At 40.0% G+C, this 11,849-nt stretch carries 10 protein-coding genes and 1 other RNA gene; 9 read left to right on the top strand and 2 right to left on the bottom strand.

Annotated features, from left to right (window positions below; genetic code table 11):
* Positions 1 to 83 precede the first annotated feature (83 nt).
* Entirely contained in the window at positions 84 to 1,175 is a 1,092-nt protein-coding gene (ulaG, locus tag BZG42_RS09260) for an L-ascorbate 6-phosphate lactonase (RefSeq protein WP_155964417.1), read from the top strand.
* A gap of 123 nt (positions 1,176 to 1,298) precedes the next feature.
* Positions 1,299 to 3,269, top strand: a complete 1,971-nt coding sequence (tkt, locus tag BZG42_RS09255) for a transketolase (RefSeq protein ID WP_155996174.1) — start codon at positions 1,299 to 1,301, stop codon at positions 3,267 to 3,269.
* Between the two features lie 915 nt (positions 3,270 to 4,184).
* Here the strand turns inward: tkt and BZG42_RS10160 are convergent.
* Complete coding sequence (locus BZG42_RS10160) at positions 4,185 to 4,343, bottom strand: hypothetical protein (RefSeq protein WP_227985515.1); 159 nt, start codon at positions 4,341 to 4,343, stop codon at positions 4,185 to 4,187.
* A 223-nt stretch (positions 4,344 to 4,566) separates the two neighbouring features.
* Positions 4,567 to 4,707 carry a hypothetical protein gene (locus tag BZG42_RS09245; RefSeq protein WP_155965014.1) on the bottom strand — a complete coding sequence of 47 codons (141 nt, stop codon included), beginning with the start codon at positions 4,705 to 4,707 and terminating at the stop codon, positions 4,567 to 4,569.
* Positions 4,708 to 4,891: 184 nt separating this feature from the next.
* Between BZG42_RS09245 and tadA the strand changes: the two genes are divergently transcribed.
* The 7 genes from tadA (at position 4,892) to dapD (ending at position 11,844) form a co-directional block, all read left to right on the top strand.
* Positions 4,892 to 5,389, top strand: a complete 498-nt coding sequence (gene tadA, locus BZG42_RS09240) for a tRNA adenosine(34) deaminase TadA (RefSeq protein ID WP_155973287.1) — start codon at positions 4,892 to 4,894, stop codon at positions 5,387 to 5,389.
* Between the two features lie 54 nt (positions 5,390 to 5,443).
* An RNA gene (gene ffs, locus BZG42_RS09235) (signal recognition particle sRNA small type) lies at positions 5,444 to 5,541 on the top strand.
* Positions 5,542 to 5,723: 182 nt separating this feature from the next.
* The gene (locus BZG42_RS09230; protein ID WP_155996171.1) at positions 5,724 to 7,778 is read left to right on the top strand and encodes an ABC transporter ATP-binding protein/permease; all 2,055 of its coding nucleotides are present in this window, start codon (positions 5,724 to 5,726) and stop codon (positions 7,776 to 7,778) included.
* Between the two features lie 337 nt (positions 7,779 to 8,115).
* Positions 8,116 to 9,465, top strand: coding sequence for a glucose-6-phosphate isomerase (locus tag BZG42_RS09225; RefSeq protein WP_120172351.1), 1,350 nt, complete (start codon positions 8,116 to 8,118; stop codon positions 9,463 to 9,465).
* A 102-nt stretch (positions 9,466 to 9,567) separates the two neighbouring features.
* Entirely contained in the window at positions 9,568 to 10,308 is a 741-nt protein-coding gene (locus tag BZG42_RS09220) for a metallophosphoesterase (protein WP_155996167.1), read from the top strand.
* Positions 10,309 to 10,405: 97 nt separating this feature from the next.
* A complete protein-coding gene (locus BZG42_RS09215; RefSeq protein WP_155996164.1) occupies positions 10,406 to 11,035 on the top strand; it encodes a DUF4352 domain-containing protein in 630 nt (209 codons plus the stop codon).
* 110 nt (positions 11,036 to 11,145) lie between these two features.
* Positions 11,146 to 11,844 carry a 2,3,4,5-tetrahydropyridine-2,6-dicarboxylate N-acetyltransferase gene (dapD, locus tag BZG42_RS09210; protein ID WP_155996162.1) on the top strand — a complete coding sequence of 233 codons (699 nt, stop codon included), beginning with the start codon at positions 11,146 to 11,148 and terminating at the stop codon, positions 11,842 to 11,844.
* Positions 11,845 to 11,849 lie beyond the last annotated feature (5 nt).

The following is an 11,849-nucleotide window of genomic DNA, read 5'->3' as shown; positions in this document are numbered from 1 at the left end:
ACATGTGAAAATTTTTAGTTTGCTATCTGAGGGTTTGGGTGAGTTCCATTTGATTTTCACTGAGTGTTTAGGAGGAACAAATGATGGCTAAAGTTCAAGATATTACAAGAGAATCATGGATTCTGTCAACCTTCCCAGAGTGGGGAACTTGGCTGAATGAAGAAATCGAAGAGGAAGTCGTACCAGAAGGCAACGTTGCCATGTGGTGGCTAGGGAACTGCGGTATATGGATTAAGACCCCGGGTGGAGCCAATGTTGTGATGGATCTTTGGTCTTCTCGTGGTAAGTCTACAAAAAAAGTAAAAGATATGGTTTGGGGACACCAGATGGCCAACATGGCTGGTGTTCGTAAATTGCAACCAAACTTGCGTGTGCAACCGATGGTCATCGACCCATTTGCTATCAATGAATTGGACTACTATCTCGTATCACATGTCCACAGCGACCACATGGATATTAACACCGCAGCAGCTATCCTTAACAACCCTGAATTGGATCACGTGAAATTTGTCGGTCCAGTTGAGAGCGGCGATATTTGGGAAAAATGGGGCGTGCCAACAGATCGTATTGTCCGCATTGCACCGGGTGATAGCTTTGAGTTTAAAGATATTAAAATCCATGCAGTTGAATCCTTTGACCGTACTTGCTTAGTAACCCTCCCTATTGATGGTTACGAAGAAAATGGTGGCAATTTAGCAGGTCTTCCTGTAACGGATGAATTGATGGCGCGTAAAGCTGTTAACTATATTTTTGAAACACCAGGCGGAACGATCTATCATGGCGCAGACTCTCACTTCTCAAACTACTTTGCAAAACATGGTCGTGATTTTAATATTGATGTTGCAATCAATAACTACGGAGACAACCCAATCGGTATTCAAGATAAGATGACTTCTATCGATCTTCTGCGTATGGCAGAAAACCTACGTGCCAAGGTGATTATTCCTGTCCACTATGATATCTGGTCCAATTTTATGGCTTCAACGGACGAGATTTTGCAGCTTTGGAAGATGCGTAAAGAACGTCTACAATATGACTTCCATCCATTCATCTGGGAAGTAGGCGGTAAGTACACCTATCCACTTGATAAGGACAGGATTGAGTACCATCACCCACGAGGCTTTGATGATTGCTTCTTAGAAGATTCCAACATCCAGTTTAAGGCCTTGCTGTGATACAGTGTGTACCGAGGGGCAGGACAAGGGTCCTGCCTATTTCTATGCCATACTTCATTGTAAACAGACAGAGAAAACGCTTTATGGTATAATAAAGTTATGACTTTAAAAAAGGAGAAAAACATGTCAAATCTTTCAGTCAATGCGATTCGTTTCCTTGGTATTGATGCCATTGAACAATCAAAATCAGGTCACCCAGGTGTTGTCATGGGTGCGGCTCCTATGGCTTATAGTCTCTTCACAAAAGAACTTCGCATCAATCCAGCTCAGCCAAACTGGATAAATCGTGATCGCTTCATCTTGTCAGCGGGTCATGGCTCTATGCTCCTTTATGGACTGTTGCATCTTTCAGGCTTTGAAGAAGTGACTATGGATGAAATCAAGAACTTCCGTCAATGGGGTTCAAAAACACCTGGTCACCCAGAATACGGTCATACAGCAGGTGTTGATGCTACGACAGGGCCTCTTGGTCAAGGAATTTCAACAGCGACAGGTTTTGCTCAGGCTGAACGTTTCCTTGCTGCCAAATACAACCGTGACGGTTTTCCAATTTTTGACCACTATACTTATGTCATTTGTGGTGATGGAGATCTTATGGAGGGTGTATCTGCTGAAGCAGCTTCTTACGCAGGTCTTCAAAAATTAGAAAAATTGATTGTTCTCTATGATTCAAATGATATTAACTTGGATGGCGAAACAAAAGATTCCTTCACAGAGGATGTTCGTGCTCGTTACAATGCCTATGGTTGGCACACAGACTTAGTAACAGACGGTACGGATGTAGAGGCGATTTTCGCTGCTATTGAAAGAGCCAAGGAAGCTGGCAAACCATCTCTTATCGAAGTTAAGACAGTAATCGGTCATGGCTCACCAAATAAACAAGGCACAAATGCTGTTCACGGTGCTCCCCTTGGTGCTGAAGAAGTAGAAGCAACTCGTAAGGCACTTGACTGGAATTATGGACCATTTGAAATCCCAACAGAAGTCTATGCTGATTTTAAGGAAAATGTAGCTGATCGGGGTACAGCAGCTTACAATACCTGGGTGAAGTTGGTAGAAGACTACAAGGTAGCCTATCCAGATTTAGCAGCAGAAGTGACTGCGATCTTGGAAGGTCGTGATGTAATAGAAATCAAACCAGAAGACTTCCCAGTCTATGAAAATGGCTTCTCCCAAGCAACTCGTAATTCATCACAAGATGCTCTCAATGCAGCAGCTAAGGTCTTGCCAACCTTCCTCGGTGGTTCAGCAGATTTGGCACATTCAAACATGACCTATATCAAGGAAGATGGCCTGCAAGATTCAGTCAATCCCCTTAACCGCAACATCCAGTTTGGTGTACGTGAATTTGCAATGGGTACTATCTTGAATGGTATGGCAGCACATGGTGGTCTTCGTGTCTACGGCGGTACTTTCTTTGTCTTCTCAGATTATGTTAAGGCTGCGGTTCGTCTATCAGCTCTTCAAGGATTGCCAGTCACTTATGTCTTCACTCACGACTCTATTGCAGTTGGTGAAGATGGTCCAACCCATGAGCCAATTGAGCATTTGGCAGGACTTCGCGCTATGCCAAACCTTACTGTTTTCCGCCCTGCGGATGCACGTGAAACACAGGCTGCTTGGTACTTGGCTTTAACAAGCAAGTCTACACCGTCTGCTCTCGTTCTCACTCGTCAAAACTTGATAGTGGAAGAGGGAACAGACTTTGACAAGGTTGCTAAAGGTGCCTATGTCGTCTACGAAACAGAAGGTTTTGACACCATCCTTCTTGCCTCAGGTTCAGAGGTCAATCTGGCTGTCAAAGCAGCTAAAGAACTAGAGGCAGCAGGTACTAAGGTTCGTGTAGTTTCTGTACCATCTACAGAGCTCTTTGATGCACAAGATGCCGCTTACAAGGAAGACATCCTTCCAAATGCTATCCGCCGCCGTCTGGCGATTGAGATGGGTGCAACCCAAAGCTGGTACAAGTATGTCGGTCTTGATGGAAAAGTCCTTGGCATTGATACTTTTGGTGCATCAGCCCCAGCTCAAACGGTTATCGACCATTATGGCTTTACCGTAGAGAATGTGGTGAAATTAGTTGGCGAATTGTAGAATTGCCTGACAAACTACTTCTCAAATTATGAAACATATAACAGTCCCTAGGGCTGTCAGATTGAAGAAAAAGTCCATGTTGGAGGATTTTCTTCAATCTTTTTTTACTTAGAAAATTAAAAACTCTGAGAAATGCTGGCATAACAGTATTTCTCAGAGTTTTCATTACGTAGTAATCAATCTCAAAAGAATTTTTTCTATTGTCGATAGGGTTTGTCTCCATTTTGAAACAAGTTTCCAAACCTGTTTTTTATATAAATCTTATATTATCGCCTAATGATATTTTTTATAAACATCCCTCACTAAAAACAAAATTTGCCCCAAAATATAAATAACAAAAAGAACTAGACCAATATAAAAACACCATAAGAGAAGCATAGGATGATAAGTAAGTGGTTGTATGACGAACATTAAAATAATTACAAGGGTCCATCTCATACCCCATGTCATCTTTCTTTGAATTAACCATTCTAAAAAATCCTCATTAGGATAACTCTTAGTTTCAATATATTCATTTTTAAGATCTAAATAATATTTTTTAAAATTCATACTCAAAATATAAAGATAACTTAAAAATATTTTTATCACAACATAGTATAATAAAAAGGGGCGCCCCTTTTTATTATATGCATTACCAATAACGCATATATAACAAATATTGGATAAAAGCTGCCATCTCTATATCTCCTTTAAATTTTTTTGTGAAATTATAACAATTCAAGAAGTATTTGTCAATTCTTTTTTCTGAATATTACGACAACTTATGAAATTGCCACCACCTGCGAGCTTTCTGCTCAAGTAATAGCTGATTATCCTGCTGACTTTCCAAGATGAGATGATGGTATGAAGTTGGTCAATCTGTCGCTTGTAGTTATCAATTTAAGACTTTAGGTCAGTAATTTGATCATCTTTTTCCTAAATTATATCTGTATTGATTTTTTCAACCTTTGTATTATCTTCTGAAAATAGTAATTTTCTTGAATAAGAACTTAGAGTTTCATTCTGAGAATCAGCCCTCTCTCTTAATTCCTTTTTCTCATGGTTAATATTCAAAATCGTCACTTTCTCAGACATAAAAAACTCCAAAAATTCTACAATACAATTATAATACAAAGATATAATACACATAACACAACTAATTACACTTCTTAATCCCATTTCATAAGCCTTTTTGAACGCTCCAAGTTCATGAAACCATGCGAGTACAAGTCACAAACATAGAATTTCATTGGCTGAATAGTCAAACCGTCGTAAGTGTAGAATCCTCGAAAGTCCTTGCCATCTTACCGGATGCCATTCATTGAGTGTCGCCATTGACAGACCCAAGCAAGATTTTGGTACTGAATTGTTGGCGGATTTTCTGCCGTTTTTGGCTCTCATCTGCGATAATCTGCTGACGGCTCTTAATCAACCCTAAAATGTCCTTGACTTTAAACACAATCTTACTAGTTTGATAGAATCTTTTGAACGCTGAGAACTCATCCTTTCCATCAATGAAACGGACCTGGAGGGAAAAATATTGGAACGGTAAAACAATAAGGACAAATAGTGGCTAAATAATTCTTCAGAATAAACATCGTTTAGTGATCGCTATATAGTCCTAGTAGGTGTATAATAGTAGTATGAACTATACAGAAGAAGAAAAAGAATATTTTATGTTCCAAGCCTTGAAAGAGGCAAGAAAGTCACTTGAGAAGGAAGAGATTCCAATTGGTTGTGTCATTGTGAAAGACGGACAGATTATCGGTCGGGGGCACAATGCGCGTGAGGAACTCAATCAGGCAATCATGCACGCAGAAGTGATGGCTATTCAAGAGGCCAATCAAGTTGAGGGGAACTGGCGTTTGCTAGATACGAGTCTCTTTGTCACAATCGAGCCTTGTGTTATGTGTAGCGGAGCTATCGGTCTAGCTCGCATTCCTCATGTCGTCTACGGTGCAAACAATCAGAAATTTGGTGCTGCGGGAAGTCTCTACGATATATTGACGGATACCCGTCTCAATCATCGAGTAGAAGTGGAGAGAGGTATTTTGGAAGATGAATGTGCACAGGTTATGCAAGATTTTTTCAGACAGCGTCGGGAGAAACAAAAGTTTGAAAAGTTGATGACCGAGAAATAACTGCTAAACCATGAAAATCACGTAAAGCTTGTAACCCTAGCCAAATTGTGTTATAATTATAGATGGAGCAACATTCGTGCGTGAAGCGGGTCAGGGGAGGAATCCAGCAGCCCTAAGCGAGGTCGGATGTGTGCTCTTTTTGCGTACACTTTAAAAACCCTTTGAAATCAAGCTTTCAGAGGGTTTTCCGGAAATAGGGACAAATAAAAAATAAATGAGAATCAGCATCTTATATGCTATTTTTTTATACTGAAAGTAGCATGTTACATTTGACAATTTGGAAAGAAAAGGACATAATCAAATATAGAAAGCGGTTACAAAGGGAGGTTGTTCTATGTTAGAGATAAGAAAATTGGATATTAGATACGGACAAAAGCTCCTGTTAAAAGAAATATCTTTACAACTTGAGAAAGGAAAAGTCTATACGATTTCAGGAGTCTCTGGTGTTGGGAAATCCTCACTGCTCAATAAGATTGGCCTGATTGCCACTGATTTAGGTCAGATGATCTATTCTTATGACGGCAGGTGTCTCAATCTTTCAGATGAAAAGCAGGTTTCTGATTTTATAGCCACCCATATCGGTTTCATCTTTCAGGAAAAAAATCTCCTTCGACATGTCAATGTGTATGATAATATCGCTTTGTTGCTGAACAACGCACAGCAGATTGTCGGAAAGGACGACAGGATAGACCATTATTTAGAAGAACTGGGACTATCCGATAAAAAATATGCCTTCCCCTATGATCTATCAGGTGGAGAGGAGCAGCGAGTAGCCATTGCACGGGCGCTCATCGCTGATAAAGATATTATTTTAGCAGACGAGCCGACGAATTCTCTTGACAAGGACAACAGGAAAAAAATCACTGATTTGCTAGTTGATTTAGCTCATCGTTACCAAAAAATCGTCGTGATTGTTTCCCATGATGATGAGGTGATTGATCGAGGTGATGTCCATTTAAGGCTTTCCAATCAAACCATCGAGAAAGTTTTCACAAAGGAAGTGGAAAAACAGGATCAGAACCTAGATAAAGAGGCAGGAATCTTACAGAAGATTGATTTACCAAAAAGAAAGTTCCCAATTCCCAAGATTGTTACAGGTCTACTTGTGTGTTTCATAGCTATCAGTACCTTATTGTTTAACATTACAGGCCTGTTCCAATCGCATTACCAAACATTATTAGATCATTCTTTGGAAAACGGTCTTCTCGCCATCAAGGATACTCTAGATATTAAGGGCAAACAGGTATATGATGATTTTCTTTCCTTTACAGATGAAGAAATTAGCAACTTAAAACAATCGGATGTTATTTCGCAGGTTAATCCTTATCTTGAATTTCCTTACAAAGGCATAACGCTAGATACTACTCAAGCTGGAGGGATTGATGCGCAACCAGAGGTGACCATCAATGGTAAGACGGTTGCCTTGAAGTCTCCTTACAGCATTCAACCCCTCTTTCCAACCAATATGACGGAGCGAAATATCGAGTACATAGATCGCACAGCAACACAAGGTTTGATTGTCTCAGAAAGTTTTCTTGCCAGTCAAAATTTAGGAAATGAAATCAGTGGACAGACCAAGTTGACGCTAGACTATTATGTTCCAATCGCCCTTTATAAGGGGCAGGTCACCAAGAGTACAGGAGAGATAGTGGATAGTGATGGTGATATTTTCGTCAAGCAACGAAGAGAATTCCCGATTATCGGGATATTGAAAGATTCCTATCCTTTCCAGTACTCGGTTCACCCCAACAGTTTCTTTATGAGGGTCAATGAAATGCTGTCTTTACAAGAAGAAGCCAAAAAGGGAGTGGTATTACCAGACGAATTAGGAGGTTTACCAGTCGCAGAGTGGCGGTCAAGTGCCTATCATATTACTGTTGCCAATAGTACGGACGTTCCGGGTGAGCTGAGTCGTTTGAAAAAGATGCCGCATGTGACAACGGTATCTTCCTCAGAAGATTATCAGAGTCTGAAGCACATGCTGTCTTATGTCAGAACCGTTTCAACCAGTGTTGCGGTCCTTATATTATCTCTGATGATACTCTGCCTGTTCTTTGTCTTCTTCCAGATTAGCAACACTCGCAAAGAAGAAGTTGGTATTCTAAAGGCTCTCGGTTTTAGTTCGGCAGCGGTTCGTCGTTTTTATTATAAAGAGTTAACCATATATACAAGATCCGTTTGTGTTATGAGCCTAGTAATGTCCGTTGTATTGGTGGCTGCATTAGCTGTATCTCTGCAACTGAAACAACAGGATGTTCTAGCTGTTGTAATGAGGAATTTTCTTACTTTACCTTTAGTGGCTTTTGGTGCAATCGTCACTAGTGGACTTGTACCAATTTACAAGGCATGCCAAACATCTCCAGTAGATTGTATTCGATTGAATAGGTAGGTGTTAAGAAGTGAATAATATTGAGATTCTATTATTTAAATCTCAATATTGTTCGCTTTCTTTTATTGTCACTATGTCGATTGAGGTTGGGACAAGTATTGCACTTTTTCATATTTAATTTGACGTTGAGTAGTCATCATTTCTTCCAAGATTTTCTCAGTTCACATGGCAAAACGAAGGAGACCTTAGAGGGATAATAGGGTCTGTGCTTTCACCTTTTTCAGAAAAAATAAAACTAACGCAGTTCATTTTATGAAAATAAATGAAAATCGATAAATTTCTTGAAAAAAATATGATAAAGCGTTATCATATTATGGTACATAAATGGAGGAAAAACATGACACATATTACATTTGATTATTCAAAAGTGTTAGGCCAATTCGTGGGCACACATGAAGTTGATTATATGCAGCCACAAGTGACACTTGCAGATGAACTACTACGCAAGGGTACCGGTGCAGGTAGTGACTATATCGGCTGGCTGGATTTGCCAGAAAACTATGATAAAGAAGAATTTGCTCGTATTAAAGAAGCAGCAGCTAAGATCCAAAAAGAGAGTGAAGTTTTGGTGGTTATCGGCATTGGTGGTTCTTATCTTGGTGCCAAAGCAGCTATTGACTTTTTGAGCAATGCTTTTGTGAACTTGCAAACTCGTGAAGAACGCAAAGCTCCACAGATTCTTTATGCAGGAAACTCTATCTCATCTAGCTACCTTGCTGATTTGGTAGAGTATGTCGCAGATAAAGACTTCTCAGTCAACGTGATTTCCAAATCAGGTACAACGACTGAGCCAGCCATCGCCTTCCGTGTTTTCAAGGAATTGCTCGTGAAGAAATATGGCCAAGAAGAGGCTAACAAACGCATTTATGCTACAACGGATAAGGCACGAGGTGCTGTTAAGGTTGAAGCAGATGCCAATGGCTGGGAAACATTTGTTGTGCCAGATGATGTCGGTGGACGCTTCTCAGTCTTGACTGCAGTAGGTCTTTTGCCGATTGCAGCAGCAGGTGCAGATATTGATGCGCTCATGGAAGGTGCAAATGCAGCTCGTAAAGATTATGCTTCTGACAAGATTGCTGAAAATGCTGCCTATCAGTACGCAGCAGTTCGTAACATCCTTTACAGAAAAGGTTATGTGACAGAAATCTTAGCAAACTACGAGCCATCACTCCAATACTTCAGCGAATGGTGGAAACAACTGGCTGGTGAGTCAGAAGGGAAAGATCAAAAAGGTATCTACCCAACCTCTGCCAACTTCTCAACAGACTTGCATTCTCTTGGTCAATTCATCCAAGAAGGTAACCGCAACATCTTTGAAACAGTTGTTCGTGTGGATAAACCAAGAAAAAATATCTTGATTCCTGAAATGGCAGAAGACTTGGATGGTCTTGGCTACCTCCAAGGAAAAGATGTTGATTTTGTTAACAAAAAAGCAACTGACGGTGTTCTTCTTGCTCACACAGATGGTGGCGTACCAAACATGTTTGTTACTCTTCCACAACAAGATGAATTTACCCTCGGTTATACCATTTACTTCTTTGAATTGGCAATCGCTGTATCTGGCTATCTCAATGGTATCAATCCATTCGATCAACCGGGTGTAGAAGCGTACAAGGCGAACATGTTTGCTCTTCTTGGCAAGCCTGGTTATGAAGAATTAAGTGCAGAATTGAATGCTCGTCTCTAATACGGATTTAAAATCGACCTTGAAAACTGACCTTGGTCGGTTTTTCTTTTTCTCTGTCAAGTTGTGGTACAATATAAACAGAGTCTTGTTTATGGAGAAGGTATGAAAAAAGAATATTTTGTGGTAGGAGATGTACATGGAAAATATGAACTTCTCTGTGATATCCTTAAAAAATGGGATCAAGGCAAGCAACAACTAATCTTTCTGGGAGATTTGATCGACCGAGGGGAAAATTCTAAAGCTTGCTTGGAACTTGCTTGGCAGTTGGTTCGTGAAAAAGGCGCTATCTGTCTAGTGGGTAACCATGAGCGAATGCTGTTGGCTTGGTTGCGAGATCCTATTAGCCGCTATGATCATTATCGTCGTAATGGAGGAGATACAACTATCAATTCCCTCCTTGGTCGAGCCTTAGATGCACCGGTTGATGGGGTGATTGCTGTTCATCAGGTTATGGAGCAATACGGAGACTTGATTGATTTTATCAAATCTTGTCCCTATCATCTTGAAACAGAACGCTATATTTTTGTTCATGCTGGTGTAGATTTGACCCTGTCAGACTGGCGGGAAACCAACAATCATGATAAGGTATGGCTACGCAAACCATTCCATGAAGCTGAAAACACCACAGGGAAACTAATTATTTTTGGACACACACCTGTCTATAATCTTTATCAGACCAACCTCCGTATCAGTCAAATTTGGACTAGTCCAGATGGTAAGATGGGGATAGATGGTGGCGCTGTTTATGGTGGTGTACTGCATGGAGTTGTATTAGATAGTATAGGTTTAGTGCGGGATTACATTGTTGGTGCCATCAATCCAAGAAAAGAAATTGAAGAGTAAAAAATATTATGAAAATTAGGAGTGATGGCTTCTAATTTTTTATTTTAACACTTGACAATATATATAATGGATTTATTGAAATTAAGGAGGCTATTTTATGGCAAAGAAAATGAGAGATGAGCATGGCAATGTTTATGTGCAAAAGAAACCGTTCTATAAACGGATTTGGTTTATTGTTCTAGTGGGATTGGTTATAATTGGTAGCTTGCAGAGTGTACTTGGAGGAGGTAATCCTTCATCAACTTCTACGAACCAAACTACTTCATCAACTAATCAAGTCACAACAGCAACCTCATCTAGTAGTTCGGAAAAACAACAAGAAGTTACTTATAGTATTGGGCAGGAGGTCCCAGTCGGAAATGTTATTTATCTTGTAAATTTAAAAGAAATCACTACAAATGTAGGTGGAGAATTTGGTAAAAATGCCAATGGCGTCCTTCTATTGTTAAACGTAACCGTAAAAAATAATAGTAAGGAAGCCATTACAGTGATAGATGACTTCTTTACTTTATTAAAAGGTGATGTAAAATATAAATCAGATTCATCAGCAGGTATATATGCCAATCAAGATACTAAGTTTTTCTTGACAAAAGTAAACCCTGAAAATTCTGTTACCGGTAATGTTGTTTTTGATATTACAGAAGAAACAGCTAATGACCCAAGTATCCAACTTAGAGTTCAAACAGGTTTTTGGGGTACAGAAACTGGTTTAATCAATCTTCAATAAATCAATGAGAGGCTCGCGCAATAAGCCTCTTTTTTATTTTTTTGAATTCCCCCAAATATTCAGAAAATTTGGTATAATGGTAAAAATAGTATTTAGTAGAGGATGAACTTATGACTGCAACACAAATGACTGCTCAAGAAATTATCCAATTTATCGCCAATGCTGAGAAGAAAACAAGTGTCAAGGTAACCTTTGAAGGTGTTTTGACTGGAGAAGTTCCTGATTCAGTTGTCAAGCTGGGCAATGTCCTTTTTGGTGATTGGAAAGATGTAGAGCCTCTCTTGACAAACTTGACAGAAAATAAGGATTATGTCGTTGAAAATGATGCTCGTAATTCAGCAGTCCCTCTTCTTGACAAACGGTCTATCAATGCTCGAATTGAGCCAGGTGCTATTATCCGCGACCAAGTGGTAATCGGTGACAATGCAGTCATCATGATGGGAGCTGTTATCAATATCGGTGCAGAAATTGGTATAGGAACCATGATTGATATGGGAGCTATCTTAGGAGGACGTGCAACGGTTGGTAAAAATAGCCATATCGGTGCAGGTGCAGTTCTTGCAGGTGTTATCGAGCCAGCTTCAGCAGATCCGGTTCGTGTCGGTGATAATGTTCTTGTCGGTGCGAATGCGGTTGTCATCGAAGGAGTGCAAATCGGTAGTGGATCCGTTGTCGCAGCGGGTGCTATTGTTACCCAAGATGTTCCTGAAAATGTAGTGGTAGCAGGAGTACCAGCTCGAATCATCAAGGAAATTGATGCTCAAACCCAACAAAAAACAGCCTTGGAAGAGGCTTTGCGCACGCTCTAAGAGGT

The sequence above is a fragment of the Streptococcus sp. DAT741 genome (assembly GCF_009866825.1).
Taxonomy (GTDB): domain Bacteria; phylum Bacillota; class Bacilli; order Lactobacillales; family Streptococcaceae; genus Streptococcus; species Streptococcus ruminantium.
This window is presented reverse-complemented; position numbering and strand designations above follow the sequence as displayed.